The organism is Corynebacterium hiratae (assembly GCF_009708045.1).
Classification (GTDB): domain Bacteria; phylum Actinomycetota; class Actinomycetes; order Mycobacteriales; family Mycobacteriaceae; genus Corynebacterium; species Corynebacterium hiratae.
Genome location: NZ_VIOG01000007.1, coordinates 116,288 through 133,941, shown reverse-complemented (window position 1 = coordinate 133,941; position 17,654 = coordinate 116,288). Strand labels below are relative to the sequence as shown.

Annotated in this window: 15 protein-coding genes, 1 pseudogene and 1 riboswitch; of the genes and pseudogenes, 10 read left to right on the top strand and 6 right to left on the bottom strand. The window is 60.0% G+C overall.

The genetic code is table 11. The annotated features are described in order from the left end of the window. Window positions 1–2,357 (top strand): Rib/alpha-like domain-containing protein (locus FME68_RS13250; RefSeq protein WP_316043212.1); only part of this gene is annotated, 2,357 nt, incomplete at its 5' end. 420 nt (window positions 2,358–2,777) lie between these two features. On the opposite strand, the gene FME68_RS07970 is transcribed toward FME68_RS13250, so the two are convergent. After that, window positions 2,778–3,155 (bottom strand): alpha/beta hydrolase family protein, encoded by a 378-nt coding sequence (locus FME68_RS07970; protein WP_158397079.1) that lies wholly within the window; start codon window positions 3,153–3,155, stop codon window positions 2,778–2,780. Window positions 3,156–4,072: 917 nt separating this feature from the next. Further along, a riboswitch (TPP riboswitch) is annotated at window positions 4,073–4,184 on the top strand. Here FME68_RS07970 and FME68_RS07965 point away from each other — a divergent pair. The 9 genes and pseudogenes from FME68_RS07965 (at window position 4,172) to FME68_RS07925 (ending at window position 13,888) form a co-directional block, all read left to right on the top strand. Then, on the top strand, window positions 4,172–4,816 hold the full coding sequence (locus tag FME68_RS07965) for an ECF transporter S component (RefSeq protein ID WP_070511301.1): 645 nt from the start codon (window positions 4,172–4,174) through the stop codon (window positions 4,814–4,816). (Overlaps the previous riboswitch by 13 nt.) Window positions 4,817–4,930: 114 nt before the next feature. Then, on the top strand, window positions 4,931–6,382 hold the full coding sequence (locus FME68_RS07960) for an ABC transporter ATP-binding protein (RefSeq protein WP_158397076.1): 1,452 nt from the start codon (window positions 4,931–4,933) through the stop codon (window positions 6,380–6,382). A 109-nt stretch (window positions 6,383–6,491) separates the two neighbouring features. After that, window positions 6,492–7,214, top strand: coding sequence for an energy-coupling factor transporter transmembrane component T family protein (locus FME68_RS07955; protein ID WP_046648510.1), 723 nt, complete (start codon window positions 6,492–6,494; stop codon window positions 7,212–7,214). A gap of 54 nt (window positions 7,215–7,268) precedes the next feature. Then, window positions 7,269–7,871, top strand: a complete 603-nt coding sequence (locus tag FME68_RS07950; protein ID WP_070821426.1) for a nucleoside/nucleotide kinase family protein — start codon at window positions 7,269–7,271, stop codon at window positions 7,869–7,871. A 316-nt stretch (window positions 7,872–8,187) separates the two neighbouring features. Next, entirely contained in the window at window positions 8,188–8,559 is a 372-nt protein-coding gene (gene rpsL / locus FME68_RS07945) for a 30S ribosomal protein S12 (RefSeq protein WP_005286791.1), read from the top strand. Window positions 8,560–8,565: 6 nt separating this feature from the next. Continuing rightward, complete coding sequence (rpsG, locus tag FME68_RS07940) at window positions 8,566–9,033, top strand: 30S ribosomal protein S7 (RefSeq protein ID WP_046648491.1); 468 nt, start codon at window positions 8,566–8,568, stop codon at window positions 9,031–9,033. A gap of 301 nt (window positions 9,034–9,334) precedes the next feature. After that, window positions 9,335–11,460: pseudogene (gene fusA, locus FME68_RS07935) on the top strand (elongation factor G). Window positions 11,461–11,823: 363 nt separating this feature from the next. Next, entirely contained in the window at window positions 11,824–13,014 is a 1,191-nt protein-coding gene (gene tuf / locus FME68_RS07930) for an elongation factor Tu (RefSeq protein WP_046648489.1), read from the top strand. A 109-nt stretch (window positions 13,015–13,123) separates the two neighbouring features. Then, window positions 13,124–13,888, top strand: coding sequence for a hypothetical protein (locus FME68_RS07925; RefSeq protein WP_158397074.1), 765 nt, complete (start codon window positions 13,124–13,126; stop codon window positions 13,886–13,888). Between the two features lie 310 nt (window positions 13,889–14,198). Here the strand turns inward: FME68_RS07925 and FME68_RS07920 are convergent, their stop codons facing one another. The 5 genes from FME68_RS07920 to FME68_RS07900 all read right to left on the bottom strand — a co-directional run bounded on the left by FME68_RS07920 (window position 14,199) and on the right by FME68_RS07900 (window position 17,627). Next, window positions 14,199–15,323 carry an HNH endonuclease signature motif containing protein gene (locus tag FME68_RS07920; RefSeq protein ID WP_158397072.1) on the bottom strand — a complete coding sequence of 375 codons (1,125 nt, stop codon included), beginning with the start codon at window positions 15,321–15,323 and terminating at the stop codon, window positions 14,199–14,201. Window positions 15,324–15,415: 92 nt separating this feature from the next. Continuing rightward, window positions 15,416–15,982, bottom strand: a complete 567-nt coding sequence (locus FME68_RS07915; protein WP_158397070.1) for an Asp23/Gls24 family envelope stress response protein — start codon at window positions 15,980–15,982, stop codon at window positions 15,416–15,418. After that, complete coding sequence (locus FME68_RS07910; protein WP_158397067.1) at window positions 15,975–16,553, bottom strand: DUF6286 domain-containing protein; 579 nt, start codon at window positions 16,551–16,553, stop codon at window positions 15,975–15,977. The genes FME68_RS07915 and FME68_RS07910 overlap by 8 nt, the downstream gene beginning before the upstream one ends. Next, window positions 16,546–17,433: an Asp23/Gls24 family envelope stress response protein gene (locus tag FME68_RS07905; protein WP_328287775.1), complete on the bottom strand. Its 888-nt coding sequence runs from the start codon at window positions 17,431–17,433 to the stop codon at window positions 16,546–16,548. The genes FME68_RS07910 and FME68_RS07905 overlap by 8 nt, the downstream gene beginning before the upstream one ends. After that, window positions 17,433–17,627, bottom strand: a complete 195-nt coding sequence (locus FME68_RS07900; protein WP_010189668.1) for a hypothetical protein — start codon at window positions 17,625–17,627, stop codon at window positions 17,433–17,435. Before FME68_RS07900 ends, FME68_RS07905 begins: the two co-directional genes overlap by 1 nt. Window positions 17,628–17,654 lie beyond the last annotated feature (27 nt).

The following is a 17,654-nucleotide window of genomic DNA, read 5'->3' as shown; positions in this document are numbered from 1 at the left end:
AGACTCCGGGTGAGAAGAACGTTACTGTTGTGGTGACGTACCCGGATGGTACGACTGATGAGGTCGAGACGACTGTCACGGTTACCGATACTCCGAAGTCTGATGCTGAGACTTATGATCCGAAGGGCCAGGATCAGACTGTAAAGGTTGGTGAGACTCCGAAGGCTGAGGATTCGATTAAGAATCCTGGTGAGTTGCCGGAGAACACCAAGTTTGAGTTCAAGGATCCGGTTGATACTAAGACTGAGGGTGAGAAGGATGCCATTGTTGTGGTGACTTACCCGGATGGTTCGACTGATGAGGTTCCGGTGAAGATCACCGTCAAGGACGATTCCACTGTTGTTCCTCCAGAGGACGATGACCAGAAGGATACTGATGGTGATGGTCTGACCGACAAGGAAGAAGAGGAGCTCGGCACCGATCCGAATAAGGCTGATACCGATGGTGACGGTATCAATGACGGTGACGAGGTCACCGGCGACGGTAACAAGTTCGACGGTAAGCCAACCGATCCGAAGAACCCCGATACCGATGGTGACGGCGTCAACGATGGTGATGAAGTCAACCGGACTGACGAGGATGGCAACCCGGCTCCGACGGACCCGAATAACCCTGACACCGATGGTGATGGCATTAACGATGGGGACGAGAAGAAGGACGGTACGGATCCGACTTCCAAGGATTCCGATGGCGATGGCCTGACGGATGATAAGGAGAAGGAGCTTGGCACCGACCCGAATAACCCTGATACCGATGATGACGGTATCAACGACGGTGACGAGGTCACCGGCGACGGTAACAAGTTCGACGGTAAGCCAACCGATCCGAAGAACCCCGACACTGATGGTGATGGAGTCAACGATGGTTCCGAGGTGAATAACAAGGACAAGGATGGCGAGCCTGCGCCGACTGATCCGAATGACCCGAACTCCAAGCCGGGTGACAATGACCAGAAGGATACTGATGGTGATGGTCTGACTGACGAGCAGGAGAAGGAGCTTGGCACCGATCCGAACAAGGCTGACACTGATGGTGACGGTATCAACGACGGTGATGAGGTAGACGGCTCCAAGAACCCGTTCGATAAGGATGGCAACAAGGTTAAGCCGGGTGAAAAGGGCGCTCCTACTGACCCGACTAACCCTGATACCGATGGTGATGGCGTCAACGATGGTGATGAAGTCAACCGGACAGACAAGGATGGCAACCCGGCTCCGACGGACCCGAATAACCCTGACACCGATGGTGATGGCATCAACGATGGGGACGAGAAGAAGGACGGTACGGATCCGACTTCCAAGGATTCCGATGGCGATGGCCTGACGGATGATAAGGAGAAGGAGCTTGGCACCGACCCGAATAAGGCTGACACTGATGGTGACGGTATCAACGACGGTGATGAGGTAGACGGCTCCAAGAACCCGTTCGATAAGGATGGCAACAAGGTTAAGCCGGGTGAGAAGGGTGCTCCGACTGACCCGACCAAGCCGGATACCGATGGTGACGGCACCAATGATGGTGATGAGGTCACTGGCTCCAAGAACAACGGTAAGCCGACCGATCCGAATGACCCGAACTCCAAGCCAAACAAGCCGTCTAAGCCGATCGTTCCTGGTCCGTCCTGGCCGATTGATCCGAACAAGCCGGGTGAGGATGGCAAGGGCAAGGACTCCGATAATGATGGTCTGACTGACGATCAGGAGAAGGAGCTTGGCACCGATCCGAACAATGCTGACACCGATGGTGATGGCATCAAGGATGGTGACGAGGTTACTGGTTCCAAGAACCCGTTCGATAAGGACGGCAACAAGGTTAAGCCGGGTGAGAAGGGTGCTCCGACGGATCCGACTAAGGCTGATACCGATGGTGACGGCACCAATGATGGTGATGAGGTCACTGGTTCCAAGAACGACGGTAAGCCGACCGATCCGAATGACCCGAACTCCAAGCCGGGCAAGGTGGATAAGCCAGGTACGCCGGATGGTTCCGCCGATTGGGCTGGTTCTTCCAACCTGTCTGAGCGTTGCATCAACACCGGCCTTGGTATCGGTATCCCGCTGCTGTTCCTGATTCCGGTTGGTCTGGCTTCCCAGATGAACATTCCGGGTCTCTCGGAGTTTGTGGCTCCGATTAACAAGCAGATTCAGGATCTGAATACCCGTCTGCAGCAGCAGGCTGGTCTGTTCAACGGCCCGTTGGCTGACCAGGTCAATGGCATCAATGCTCAGCTGAAGCGCTTCGGTGCTGATTACCAGCAGGCTGCTGGTGCTGTGGCTCTGATTGCTGCTGGTGCTTTGGCTATCGGCCTGTTGGCTGATGCTTGTGCACCGGGTGCTGGCGAGGGTTCCTCCAACTAAGAGAACCGTAGGATGTGTCTCCTTTAACAACACCGCTAAGGGAGGAGCGTTAACCTCCCACCCAACCTGAGAGTTGATGGAGTAGGGCATTGCTGCCGGGGCATAAGACTCCGGTAGCAACCCCTAGTTCTCAACTTGCTTGTATTTGTTTGATACTTTTGTTTATTTGATATTTCCGAAATACATTTAGTTATTTCATTAAGTCTTGGGTCTCCACCGAAGCTTTTCCTTTCCTTAAGCTGCGTGTGTGGAGGCTCATGGCCACTGGCATCTTTGCCGGTGTGCAAGTACCCCGTTGCGTAGGTCAGAGGACGCGGCGGGGTACATCTTTATGTTTTGACGTGACTCGGCGTCGTGTTCCGTTGAAGTCTCCTTAGTCTTCGTCTGTCTCGGCTGTCATTGTCCTGCTGGGTATGTGTTCTAATGCGCGTGCCACTGCTTGAGGCGTTCAAACAGGATACGGTCGGAATCCACCTTGGCCAAGCGGTTGGCTGTGATTGTGCCGCCCATCATTGTTTCCCAGGACGGGCCGATGAGTTCGTCGATGTTCTCGTGGAAAAGGTGGCCGGCGTCTTTGTAGATGTGGGGCTCAAGGTTCTGGTTTTGTGCGGCCAGAGCTTCCGCGGCTACGTCGCCTTGCCACATGGCGTCCTCGGTGCCGGCGAACAGAAGGCCGTTGCCTTGGAAGTTGCTCAGGTCGATGACGGACTCGGGGCTAGCTGCAGCAGCGTCGGCCTCATAGCCGGCGCGGTAGGACACGGGCAGACCAAGCGCGAAGCGGAGCATAACTTTGCCCATTTCTGTTCCTTGTAATTTCGCAAAAGGAACGGGCTCACCGTGCCAGGAGAAACTACTCGTGGAGCCGCTGCCGCGCTGGTAAGTGAGGCTGCCGTAAGTGTGGTGCGCAGGCGTGTAGAGAACGATGTTGTCGATCTGCGGGTAGCGGGCGGCGAGATTGGCAGTAAGCTCCGGCCTTTGGACGTACCGATAACAGTCAGCGGTGCGCTGCCGTTGCCGTACTCCTCAGCGTAGGCGAGGACCTCGTCAAAGAACTCGAGTGGGACCCCGTCGATGAATTCCTTTTGCCCGGGCTTGCCAAAGAAGTACAAGGCGAGCACATCGTACCCGGCGTCACGTAGCATTCGTGCCTGTTCCACGTTGGCACCGCCGTCCGAGCCGCCGAATACGATGACGGTGCCTGGATGTGTCTGTATGGATTGTTGTTCCTGTCCGGTGGCTAGCGGCGTGAGGTGGAAGCCCTTCATGTAGCGGCCGTCAATTCTTGAAACGCCCTCTTCTTTGAGGATGCGATCATCGCCACCTGCTGGTGGTTTGGGGGCAGCAAAACGCTTGGAATTGATAGAGCGGATTGCCCAGACACCGGCGGCGGGGGCAGCGATGCACACAAGAGGTATGCCGATTGCTTTGGAGATGACTTTGATTGCGGGCATAGAGGGGCGAGCTCCTTTGTGATTGGCTGTCACTCCAGTTTACTGATGCTTTTGGCTGGTGAAGTGTTGCGAGATGGCTTGATGGAGTGCTGGTGGCATGGGGGAGTAGTGAGGCTGCAGTGTGCTCTTAATGGTCCGGCTTGCTAAGCTGTCAGTGCTTTTGAGCGTGCTGAGCCGGTTCTTATTAGTGCTGGCGGCTGTACATAAAACAACAAATTAAACATCGTCACGGGTGCTTCCTCGTTCACACTGTGTTCTGCCTTTGAGGCTGCGTATGGGTGTCTCCGGAGGAGGCTGAGATGCCGCAGCGCAGCGGCGAACCGTCGAACCTGATCCGGATAATGCCGGCGAAAGGGAGGAATCATGAACTCTGTATCTCATGGTGGATCTGTTAATGGCGCAACTGCGAATGGCGCTGCTGCGCCGCGCAGTTTGAATTGGCGCGTCGTCGACATCGTGGTGGCCTCCGTGCTGGGTGTGGCGTGTGGAATCGTGTTCCTAGCGTGGAACACGGTGGGCTATGCCTGGTTCCAGGCCATGGATGCGCTCACGCCAGGCCTGGGTGGCATTGCCACCGGCATTTGGCTTCTTGGTGGTGTCGTTGGCGGTTTGATTATCCGTAAGCCGGGTGCCGCACTCTACGTGGAGCTGCTGGCGGCCATCGTGTCGGCGGTGCTGGGCTCCCAGTGGGGTATTAGTACGTTGTACTCCGGCATCGCGCAGGGCATTGGTGTGGAGATTGTGCTGGCCATCTTCCTCTACCGTCGCTTTAGCCTGGGCATTGCGATGCTCGGCGGCATGGCAGCTGGCTGGGGCGCGTTTGTGCTGGAGCTGTTTACCTCCGGAAACCTGGGCAAGACCCTGCAGTTCAACATCATCTACCTCGTCACGCTGAGCATCTCCGGCGCCATTCTGGCAGGAGCCGTGGGCTACATCGTGGTCAATGCGCTGGCGAAGACCGGTGCGCTGGACCGTTTTGCGGTCGGCCGCGAACAGCACAGTGCTTAAGCAAACGTTGCTTGTTGTGCGTTGCTTGCTGTGGATGCTTGTTGATTGTTGATGCTGAGCATTGACTGGTAGCTGAAGTAATGGCTGTTGCAAGGTGGCTGGTGGCTGATTCTGATGGCTGATGTGGGTTCGGTAGAAGATATGTCCGCGGGCGCGACGAAGCTTGTCGCACGCGGCTATGGCTGGACGCATGCGGGCAGGCGTGCGCCGGCGCTGGCGGATATTGACTTGGTTATATCACCGGGGGAGAAGGTCCTGCTGTGCGGAGATTCCGGGTCCGGGAAGTCCACGCTGCTGGCAGCTATCGCGGGCGTGTTGGGCGGCGATGACGAGGGCACCCGGGTGGGGGAAATCCTGCTGGAGGATGCCTCTGGTCACATCGAGCCGCCCGGCCGGACGATTCCGGTGGGCTTGGTGCTGCAGGACCCAGACTCCCAGGTGATTGCCGCGCGCGTGGGCGATGACGTTGCCTTTGGTTGTGAGAATTTGGCCTATCCGCGCTCTGAGATTTGGCAGCGGGTGTCGGCGGCGCTATCGATGGTGGGGCCCGCGGTGGACCTGTCTTTTCCCACGGAGCGTCTGTCCGGCGGGCAGAAGCAACGCTTGGCTTTGGCGGGTGTGATTGCCATGGGCGCGGGCATGGTGTTGCTCGATGAGCCGACGGCGAACCTCGACCCGGAGGGCGCGCGCGAGGTTATTGAGGCCGTGTCCACCATGGTGGAGCGCACCGGGGCCACCCTTATCGTGGTGGAACACCAGCACGCGGCGTGGAGGGGTGTGCTTGACCGTGCGATTGAGCTGAAGGATGGGCGCATCGTCGCCGACGGTCCCGTGGAGGCTGTTGTTGCTTCGCGCTCTATCAGCGGTTTGCCGCGGGCGCGGGATGCTGGCGGGACGTCGCCAAGCAGCACTGGAAGAGCACCCGAATCGGCGGCGCTGTGGAGCACGGACCTGGTCACCCGTTTCGGGCCGCCGCGCAGCTACGCGCTGCCCCGGGGGATGTCCACGGTGATTACCGGGCCGAATGGTGCGGGCAAGACCACGTGGCTGATGACGGTGGCGGGGTTGCTTCCAGCAGTGGCCGGGGAGATTGGTGTGGCAGAGTACGTGCGGCGGGGGCTGAAAGGCTCGCCGTTGACGTGGAAGTCCCGGGAATTGGCGGACCGCATTGGCTTCGTCTTCCAGAACCCCGAGCACCAATTCGTCGCCCGTACGGTGGCAGAGGAGCTGCGCGTGGCACCCCGTGTCATGCACCGCGAGGTGCCGGAGGGGCGCATCGCGGAGCTCGTGGAGGCACTACGCCTGGGGCATTTGCTCAACGCCAATCCGTTTACGCTCTCCGGTGGGGAGAAGCGCCGGTTGTCGGTGGCCACTGCGTTGGTCACGGCGCCGGAGGTGCTGCTTCTCGACGAACCCACCTTCGGCCAAGACCCCCACACCTTCACCGAGTTGGTGTGGTTGCTGCGGCGCATGGCGGATGAGGGGACGACGATTGCCTCGGTGACCCACGATCCGCTGTTCATTTCCGCGTTGGGTGACCACCGAGTGGAGGTGAGCCGTGGCTGATATAACTACAACTACGTCGTCGGCGAACGCGGACGACGCTGGTCGCGCCGATCGTGCTGGCCGTGCAGGTTTACTGCACGGCGTGAACCCGCTGACCCGGATATTCCTGATGTTCGTGTGGGTGAGCCCGCTGTTACTCTCCGTGGATTGGGTCTCCGCGGCAGTGTCCTTGGCCATGACTTTAGTTTTTGCGCCCCTGTGCGGGGTGTCGTGGCCGCGCCTGTTTAAAGCTGGCTGGTTCCTTTTTCTTATCGCTCCGTTGTCCGGCATTTCGATGCTGCTTTACGGCGCACCGGGCGGGCGGGAGTACTTCAGCTGGTGGTTGATCACGGTTACGGACAACTCGATGGAGCTGGCCATCGCCATTACTATGCGCGTGCTGGCGGTGGCGCTGCCGATGGTGGTGCTGGCGCGGGATATTGACCCGACGGAGTTGGGCGACGCCCTTTCGCAAATCCTCAAGCTACCTTCCCGCTTCGTCATCGGTGCGGTGGCCGGGGTGCGCATGATGACGCTGTTCAAATCTGATTGGCAGTACCTGGCCATGGCGCGGCGTGCGCGTGGGCTGACCGACGAGGGCCGCATCAAACACCTCATCACCATGTCCTTCGGGCTCTTGGTGCTAGCCCTGCGGCGCGGGGGCAAGCTGGCCACGGCGATGGAGGCGCGCGGTTTCGGGCGAACCCCACCGGGCGGTGGGCAACGCACATGGGCGCGGCCGTCCCGCCTTGCCGGCAGAGACTGGCTGGTGATGGTGGTGGGAACGGGCCTTGCGGCGCTTCCGGTGGTAGTTTCGGTGCTCAGTGGGTCCTGGAGATTCTTCGGACTCTAGGACGACTCTCTCAAAGCTGCACGCTAGACGTACCCAGAAGTGGTGAAGAAATACATGCAGGACGCGGACCGCACGGCCGACCAGGACAGCGGTAAGGACACTGCCCAGACACACGCCGCCGAGATGGATCGGCTCTTGGCCGATGTGGTGGCGCTCGCCGCGTCGCGCAAGCGCCCGATGCGCCCGGTCACCGTGCTTATCGACGGCCCCTCCGGCGCCGGCAAGACCTGGGCTTCTGCAGCGCTGGCTGAGCGCACCGGGTGGCGGGTAGTCCACCTTGACGAGTTCTACCCCGGCTGGCATGGGCTGCAAGAGGGTTCAGAGATGGTTTCAGAGCAAGTGCTGCGGGAGAATAACCCGGGCTATTGGCGTTGGGACTGGGATGCCAACGCGCCGAAGGACTGGGCCAGCTTGGATGAGCGCGATGATCTGATCGTCGAAGGAGTTGGTTCTGTCACCGAGGCCACCGTGGCCGCTGCCAAGGAGCGCGGCTCCGTGGTGACGGTCCGTATCGACGGCCCACGCGAGAAGCGTCGCGAGCGCGCCCTGGAGCGCGACCCTGGCTATGAAGAGTGGTTTGAAACCTGGGAGCGGCAGGAAAAAGAGCACTTCGCCGAGCGCGCGGTGGAGGCGGACCTGACGTGGGAGTGGAGCTAACTCTCTAGTGGGTCCTTGTGGGCAGTATTGCGTGGCGCCACTGGCGTGGCCAGCCGGGCCGTGCTGTAGGTACGCCGGACACTAACCATTGGGAAGTACCGGCACGTGAGATTTGGGCAGATCAGTGGGGTGTGGTAGTCTGTCCAAGGTTTCATCTTTATAGGAGATGAAAAGTCTGATCGGTATCTCAACCATCCGCTGGGTGAGATACGTTCTGGACATGCGGTAGGGCCCCGGAGAAGAGCCCCTATTTTTGCATGTTTGGACGTGTGAAAGCGGTCAGTTCAAGCCGAAGTCATAGAGAAAGACTAGATTTATGCCAACTATTCAGCAGCTGGTCCGCAAGGGCCGCCACGACAAGAAGGCCAAGGTTGCTACGGCCGCCCTGAAGGGCTCCCCGCAGCGCCGTGGCGTGTGCACCCGCGTGTACACCACCACCCCGAAGAAGCCGAACTCGGCTCTGCGTAAGGTTGCCCGTGTGCGCCTGACCTCCGGTATCGAGGTTTCCGCCTACATTCCGGGCGAGGGTCACAACCTGCAGGAGCACTCCATGGTGCTCGTCCGCGGTGGTCGTGTGAAGGACCTCCCGGGTGTTCGCTACAAGATTATCCGCGGCGCACTGGATACCCAGGGCGTGAAGGACCGTAAGCAGGCTCGTTCCCGCTACGGCGCAAAGAAGGGACAGTAATCAACAATGCGTAAGAATGCTGCACCGAAGCGTCCTGTAGTTAAGGACCCGGTTTACAACTCCGAGCAGGTCACCATGCTCGTGAACAAGATCCTGCGTGACGGCAAGAAGTCCACCGCTGAGCGCATCGTCTACGGCGCTCTCGAGGTCTGCCGCGAGAAGACCGGTACCGACCCGGTCGGCACCCTGGAGAAGGCCCTGGGCAACATCCGCCCGGACCTCGAGGTTCGCTCCCGTCGTGTGGGCGGCGCTACCTACCAGGTTCCGGTTGAGGTTAAGCCGGCACGTGCCAACACCCTGGCTCTGCGTTGGCTGGTTACCTTTACCCGTCAGCGTCGTGAGAACTCCATGATCGAGCGTCTCGCAAACGAGATCCTCGATGCATCCAACGGCCTGGGTGCTTCTGTGAAGCGCCGTGAGGATACTCACAAGATGGCTGAGGCCAACCGCGCCTTCGCTCACTACCGCTGGTAATCCCTCCGGTATAACCCGCCACATGGCATCATGGCTCGAACAGCGATATCATCGTTTACCTGCGCTGGCACTGCGTGTTCTCGCTCCCCTTTGGCGGAGCGCTCCACGCTAAACAGTGCGGAACCTAAACTTGAATAGCGTTGTTCGGGCCATTTTTATGGCGTGGGCTCCACGTCTCACGCTGACGTAGAAGCCCAGACGTGGCAAAATAGACCAAGACCTATCCATGAAGACGTCACCTATGTTTCGTCAGTGCATAACTGGCGTCGGCGTCGACGACAATTAAGTTGGGGTATTAACTGTGGCACAAGAAGTGCTTAAGGATCTGAACAAGGTCCGCAACATCGGCATCATGGCGCACATCGATGCGGGTAAGACCACTACCACCGAGCGCATCCTCTTCTACACCGGTATTAACCGTAAGGTCGGTGAGACCCACGATGTGGCGCCACCACTGACTGGATGGAGCAGGAGAAGGAGCGCGGCATCACCATTACGTCCGCTGCTGTGACCTGTTTCTGGAACAACAACCAGATCAACATTATTGACACCCCGGGCCACGTGGACTTCACCGTTGAGGTTGAGCGCTCCCTGCGTGTTCTCGACGGCGCTGTTGCTGTCTTCGACGGCAAGGAAGGTGTGGAGCCGCAGTCCGAGCAGGTGTGGCGCCAGGCTGCTAAGTACGACGTCCCTCGTATCTGCTTCGTCAACAAGATGGACAAGATGGGTGCGGACTTCTACTTCACCGTCCAGACCATCATTGATCGCCTCGGTGCTAAGCCGTTGGTCATGCAGCTGCCGATCGGTGCTGAGGATGACTTCGATGGCGTCGTCGACCTGATCAACATGAAGGCGCTGACCTGGCGCGGCAAGGTAGAAACCGGAACCGAGGCCACTATCGAGGAGATCCCTGCCGAGTTGCAGGAGAAGGCTGAAGAGTACCGCGAGAAGCTGCTCGAGACCGTCGCTGAGTCCGACGAAGAGCTCATGGAGAAGTACTTCGGCGGCGAAGAGCTGACCATTGAGGAAATCAAGGGCGCTATCCGCAAGCTGACCGTGAACTCCGAGATCTACCCGGTCCTCTGCGGTACCGCTTACCGCAACAAGGGTGTCCAGCCGCTGCTCGACGCCATTGTTGACTACCTCCCGAACCCGCTGGACATCGGCGAGGTCAACGGCACCTCCCTCGACGGTGAGGAGACCTTGACTCGTAAGCCTTCCGTCCAGGAGCCGTTCTCCGCACTGGCCTTCAAGATTGCCGTGCACCCGTTCTTCGGCAAGCTCACCTACGTGCGTGTCTACTCTGGCCAGGCTATCCCGGGCGAGCAGATGCTCAACTCCACCAAGAACAAGAAGGAGCGCGTGGGCAAGCTCTTCCAGATGCACGCGAACAAGGAGAACCCGGTCGAGCACGCCGACGCCGGTAACATCTACGCGTTCATCGGCCTGAAGGAAACCACCACCGGTGACACCCTGTGTAACCCGGACAACCCGATCATCCTTGAGTCCATGGACTTCCCGGATCCGGTTATCCAGGTTGCTATTGAGCCGAAGACCAAGGCTGACCAGGAGAAGCTGGGTACCGCTATCCAGAAGCTCGCTGAAGAGGACCCGACCTTCACCGTTCACCTCGACGAGGAGTCCGGCCAGACCGTTATTGGCGGTATGGGCGAGTTGCACCTCGACGTTCTGGTTGACCGCATGAAGCGCGAGTTCAAGGTTGAGGCCAACATCGGTAACCCGCAGGTTGCTTACCGCGAGACCATCCGCAAGAAGGTCGAGTCCCTGGAATACACCCACAAGAAGCAGACCGGTGGTTCTGGCCAGTTCGCAAAGGTCATCGTCACCATCGAGCCGTACAACCCGGAGCCGGAAGAGCTGGAAGAGGGCGAGTCCGCAACCTACAAGTTCGAGAACTCCGTCACCGGTGGCCGCGTTCCGAAGGAGTACATCCCGTCCGTCGACGCTGGTATCCAGGACGCTATGCAGTACGGCTTTGTCGCTGGCTTCCCGCTGGTGAACATCAAGGCCACCCTCGAGGATGGCGCTTACCACGACGTTGACTCCTCTGAGATGGCCTTCAAGCTCGCCGGCTCTCAGGTCCTCAAGGAGGCCGTCGCTAAGGCTAAGCCGGTTCTGCTGGAGCCGATCATGGCCGTTGAGGTTGTGACCCCGGAGGAGTACATGGGTACCGTCAACGGTGACATCTCCTCCCGTCGTGGCCAGGTCTTCGCTATGGAAGACCGCTCCGGCGCCAAGGTCGTCAAGGCCAAGGTTCCGCTGTCTGAGATGTTCGGCTACATCGGTGACCTGCGTTCTTCCACCGCTGGCCGTGCAAACTTCACCATGGTCTTCGACTCCTACGCTGAGGTTCCGTCCTCCGTGGCACAGGAGATCATCGAGGAGCGCACTGGCGCCAAGGCCTAACTTTTAGGCCCCTGCCGCAGAGGCGTACATGCGGGGCTGGTAGTCTTCGCCAGTGGAAGACCAGTTCCGCGCCTTGGGGTAGCGGTCGGCTGAGCGCACACGCTTGATGTGGGTTGAGCCGGCCGTTACCCTCCCAGGATCCGTTAATTTGATTCTTGTCGAGGGTCAACGTCCGCACGTGTTGGGCGGGGTTACCTCCTATTTAGGCAGTTTGAAAAAACTGCGGCATAAATCTAGGATCGTGTAACTGGCACGTAAGAAAGCGTCATTAGCGCTTATGAGCTCCGGCTCGAAGTGCCAATGGCAATACAAACCACGTGGCTGCGAAATACGTAGCCGCCATAGAGTCCAGGAGGACAAACAGTGGCAAAGGAGAAGTTCGAGCGTACGAAGCCGCATGTGAACATCGGCACCATCGGACACGTCGACCACGGCAAGACCACCACCACCGCAGCGATCACCAAGGTTCTGGCTGACGCTTACCCGGAGGAGAACACCGCTTTCGCCTTCGACATGATCGATAAGGCTCCTGAGGAGAAGGAGCGCGGTATTACCATCAACATCTCCCACGTTGAGTACTCCACCCCGAAGCGCCACTACGCACACGTGGACGCCCCGGGCCACGCCGACTACATCAAGAACATGATTACCGGTGCTGCTCAGATGGACGGCGCTATCCTGGTTGTTGCTGCAACCGATGGCCCGATGCCGCAGACCCGCGAGCACGTTCTGCTGGCTCGCCAGGTTGGCGTTCCGTACATCCTCGTTGCACTGAACAAGTGTGACATGGTTGACGATGAGGAAATCATCGAGCTCGTCGAGATGGAAATCCGTGAGCTGCTCGCTGAGCAGGACTACGATGAGGAAGCTCCGATCGTTCACATTTCCGCTCTGAAGGCTCTTGAGGGCGACGAGAAGTGGGTACAGTCTGTTATCGACCTGATGCAGGCTTGCGATGACTCCATCCCGGATCCGGTCCGCGAGCTGGACAAGCCGTTCCTGATGCCGATCGAGGACATCTTCACCATTACCGGCCGCGGTACCGTTGTTACCGGCCGTGTTGAGCGTGGCTCCCTGAACGTCAACGAGGACATCGAGATCATCGGCATCAAGGAGAAGTCGATGTCCACCACCGTTACCGGTATCGAGATGTTCCGCAAGATGATGGACTACACCGAGGCTGGCGACAACTGTGGTCTGCTTCTGCGTGGTACCAAGCGTGAAGAGGTTGAGCGTGGCCAGGTTTGCATCAAGCCGGGCGCTTACACCCCGCACACCAAGTTCGAGGGTTCCGTCTACGTCCTGAAGAAGGAAGAGGGCGGCCGCCACACCCCGTTCATGGACAACTACCGTCCGCAGTTCTACTTCCGCACCACCGACGTTACCGGCGTCGTCAAGCTGCCTGAGGGCACCGAGATGGTTATGCCGGGCGACAACGTTGAGATGTCCGTAGAGCTCATCCAGCCGGTCGCTATGGACGAGGGCCTGCGCTTCGCTATCCGCGAGGGCTCCCGTACCGTCGGCGCTGGCCGCGTTACCAAGATCCTTGGCTAATTCTTGCTAGGGCCTAAGGCCCTTCCTGATTTAGCAGGTCTGTGAGCCGCTCAATCCCTGATGGGGTTGGGCGGCTTTGGTGATCGTGGGGCTACTAGGCTTGAGAGTCATGTTCGACCCAACCCGCATTGACCGCACCCTCGCCGCACTGCGCGCCGCGTGGGAGGGCCAACCAGACCTTCCCCTGGGAACCCTGTTTGGCATGTTGGCGGCGGAGGGCTACGGCTGGGGCGTGCCTGACGACGAACTCACCGCGCGGCTGGAGGCGATGGCGGCTGTGCATCCCCCGCTTGTGCCTCTCGACGCCAATCTCGTCACCGAGGGCCTCTGGCTCGTCGTTACGCCCACACACCGCGTGACGCTAGCTCCTACGGCTGCCGCCTCTCGCAGTGTGGAGCAGCGCCGACAGGCGACGTCCGTGGCGGTGGTAAGGCCGGTATCCAAGGAGGGCCAGCGTGGCCAGCCGGTGGCGTGGACGGTGTCAGCCCTCCGGCCCGTTGGGCCAGGACGACCGCTCGTGATTGCCGATGCCGAAGGCTTCGAGCATCGGTTTGGTGTCGTTGAGTCCGTCACGCGCTTGCGGGAGGACCATCGCAACCTGACGGGTCTTAAGCGGCGCAGCGTGGGGGACCGAGTGTGGTTCATCCGTACCGATTCCGAAACCATCATCCTTGACCATGGCCTCCACATCGTGGAGCGCAAGAACCGGGAGCTTGTCCGTACCGACTTCTCGTGGCACACCATCGAGGCCGGGGAAATCGGGGAACCGTTTCGCGTCCACCTTTCCCGGGGCACGCTGCACACCTTTGGGCGTATCCAGGAGGTCATTCTCGCTGAATCCGCGCCTTGGAACGAGTCCGCCTCGCCTTACTAGCGTGGCCCTGTTCAGCCCGCCGAAATCCTCGCGACGCTCGTAACCCGCTAGGTCTTCTGCACTTCTCGAGCAGATAGCCGCTAGCACGCTGCTCCGCGCTTTAGATTGCCCGATGTCTCCGTCAACCTTCCTTCGGTTGGCGGGTGTCGCTCTTTAAGGGCTTAACTGCACCCCCAGCGGGGAGCGCCTGAATCATGGTCAGGGATCGCCGATATCCCCGTCAGCATGGCTTTGTCTGACGGGTTCTTCTATCTATCGGGAGCGCCTTTGTCGCAGGTTACCGGCGCTTTTTGTGTTTGGTGTTTGGGTGCTAGCTGCTGTCGGGTGGTTCCTCTGGTGGTGTGGTCGGGGTTGTTGTGGTGGCTTGGCCTGAGGCTCTCTCCGCGGTGAGTCTGGCTACTGCTTCTTGGTATTCGGGCATTGCGGTGATTGGTGTACCCCAGGGTGGGATGAACGCCACGCCGGTGTTGAGGCGGTACATGTAGCCGCGCCCGGTAGGCCTTAAAGGGTCATCGTCATTAATGCCGTTGTGGTAGGCGCACAGAAAGGTCAAGTTCTTGATGTTGGTGTAGCCACCAGCCTGCCAAGGCACCAAATGATGGATTTGGCAGTAATCAGCTGGCTTATTACACCCAGGCCTAGAACAGGTGTGGAATTCAGCGTGCAGGGTGAGGCGTTGGTTGAAGTTTGCTCCACGCTCGAGCCGCCAGGTGTTAATGGGCCCTTCAATAGGGTGCACGATGGTGGCATACCCTATTTCGGCAAACTTGTGGGTGAGGAATTCCGCCCCTGTCATGCGCCCACCGTTGGTGAGGTTGAGCTCGATCTCGTCCCCGTCACCGTTAATGATCTGGTCCAACTCATTCAGGGTGACGATGACTTGGGTGCGCACGGAAGGCTTAGTACCGGTGGCTTGGTTGAAGAAGACGTCGTTGGCGGCTTTGAGTAGGTCGGTGTTGTTGGTGGATTCTAGGACTGCGCGCATGTTGGCAATGGTGGTGGCATCGTCAGTAATGGAGAGGGTGTTGGGCCCTTCGGCGCGGTAGGTGATGCGCACGCCTGGTTTGGCGGTTCTTTTGCGTGTGAGTTCTTTAAGCCGTGCTGTGGCAACGGTTCGGATGCGGTGTGCGGGGGTGGCGGTAAGTCTGACTCTTAGGTTCCAGGCGTCGAGGGTTTTCTTTACTTTTGAAACGTAGGTTTCAATGAGTGTGAGGGTGCCTAGGCTGTGGCGTTGGGCAAGGGCGGCTGCACGTGCTTTCTTTTGCTTGCCGGTGTAGCGGGTGGGGCCGAAGTACACCTGGTTAAGGCCGGCAAGCTCTGTGGCGTCGGCTGGGTCAGCGCCGAGCGCGCGAAGCTCATCGGGTGAGCCAGGTATATGCTCCACCAGCGCAATCCCCGAGTTGCGAAGGCGGAGGTAGGTTTCGATATCCCCCATGGGCACGAAGATTAAACCAGCACCCGCAACCCCGCAACCGGAAGAAGAAAAACCCTGCTCACGAGTAGTTTTGTGAGCAGGGTAGGTGGTATCTAGAGGACCGCGTTGCGCACCTTCGTGAAGTGGACCTTGTATCGCGTATCCACATCCACGTCAGGGAACGCGGCACGGAAGTCCCGGTCGTTGACTTCGATGGCGTCCTTGATTCGCAGCAACGGGGTATCGGGATCTGCCAGGACCTCGTACTGCAGAGTCGGCCGCGAGCGGTCGTAGGCGACGAGCCGCGAGACCTTCTCCACGCCCTCAACCTCAGCGAGGGTATCCGCCACCGCGCCCGCAATCGCGGACATCTCAGTTTTAATCGCGCCCTCCTCATTCGATTGTTCCGAAGATACCGAGCTAAACCGATGGTGCCGCAGGTTGCTGATCACAAGCCACAGACCGGCTAGGGCGCACACAACCGTCGCCAAGCCCAGCGCATAGGGCCACCAGCCCTGCTCCGGTAAGCCCGCCCATGTGTCGTGGTCAACCCACGTTGCCAGGTAGGTGGCAAAAGACACGTTGAAGTGAATGAGAATCGGCCACGCGCCCAGAGCAATGAGAAGGACTCCCACAATGGCAAGGATCGTACGGTCCACGCCGGCAAGCGCCTTAGACATTAGCGATCTCCTCCTGTTCATCCTCAAGCACCACGGTGATGTCCGGAGCCGGGGTAAGAGCCGCGAGTGCTGCGGTCACCGCCTCAGTCACGCGCTCTTTAAGCTGCGCGTCGTCGGCATCGCCCGTCGCAGTCACCGTAATGCGCGCTTGGTCCTTAGAGATCCGCGCCCTACTGCGCGCTGCCGTAGTTCCTGGCACCCGACGCGCCGTTGCCGACGCCACCCGCGCAATGTCCACCGCGCGCAACCACATCGACGCATCCTCGGAGCCAATCCGCACGTGCGTTCTCTTCCGCGGCGCACACGCCGCCCACAACAAAATCAGACCGATGAGGATCGCCGCACCGCCGGCCACCAGCATCCACCCGTGGATCTCCGGGGAGGACATCACATCGATGAACGGCTGCAACCACGAAGCAGCGCCCTCATCGGCGCCCACGACCCAGGCCTCACGCCCCACGACCACGGCGGCGACGAGCAGGACGACGCCCAGGATGATGGTCCAGCCGCGCGCCGGCGGGGAGGCCTTCGGGCGTTGACCAAAGCCAACGGGCAGGGAGTTCTCACTCATAATGGCCTCCTTCGTTGATAGTGATGGCGCGCAGCGGAGTCGGGCGCGGAACGTCTACCCGGCGTGTGAACTCGGCCGAGGGCCGAATCTCAATCGGGCGCAGCTGGAGCGGCTCGGCGTGCGGGGAGCGCAGCGCTGGTGCCTGTGGAACGTCCACGTGCCGCGGCTGGACCGGGCGGGGAGTAGTGATGCGGCGCAACGCGAATTCCTGGGGCGACGCCACCGAACGAACGTTGACGGGCGTAGGGTCAGCAATAGCACGCAGCGGCTGTGGTGCTTCCGTGCGAATTGGCCGCAGCTCGTCGTAGCGCTGCTCTGAAGGGCCGAAACCTTCCGTGCGAACCGCAACCTCGGATGGCGTGGCAACACCCCGCACCCGCGGTCCCTCCGGTGCCGCCACGGCACGTACCGGAGCCTCGCGTGGGGCCGCGATGTGGCGCACGGGCGCGCCGTGCGCGGTGGTGATGGGCTTGAGGACACGCTCCGGAACAATCGCCGGGATCTGCGCCGGCAGCGGCGCCCGTGTCTCGACCGCCAAGGCAGTCGTGCGTTCGCCTGCCACGGCGCCACCCACGGTGACGTTGACGCGGGTGGTCCGGAAACCGGTGAAATCACGCACGGCCTCTCGTATCGCTGTGCGAACGGCCGCTGCAACGTCGGTGACGGGGGAGGGCCAGTAGACGGCAATATCGACGTCGACAGCGACCATCTGCGTATCCGGATCCATCTGCGCCATCACGCGCGGAAAGGCGCGGCCGGCCAGGCCGGCAAGTTTGGCGTCGACAGCCGCGGTTCCCGGCACACTCGCGATGGCGGAGCTAATCACCTTCTCCATCGCGCGCAGAGAAAAGCGGGTGCGGCCGTGTTTGGCGGTGCTCACTAGCCTCGGCCTCTATCCTGGCCGACCACGCCCTTCCATACCGCAGTGAGGTCGATGCGGCCGTCGAAATGCGCGCCAATCACGCCACCGACTGCGGCGAGCAGCACCGCGAGCGCGACGTACCACACGCCGAGGTAGATGAAAAAGGCCAGAACCAAGCCGGCGATCACGCCGAGGGAGGTGTAATTCTTCATGGTTTTCCTTTAGTTCTGTGAGTCGGT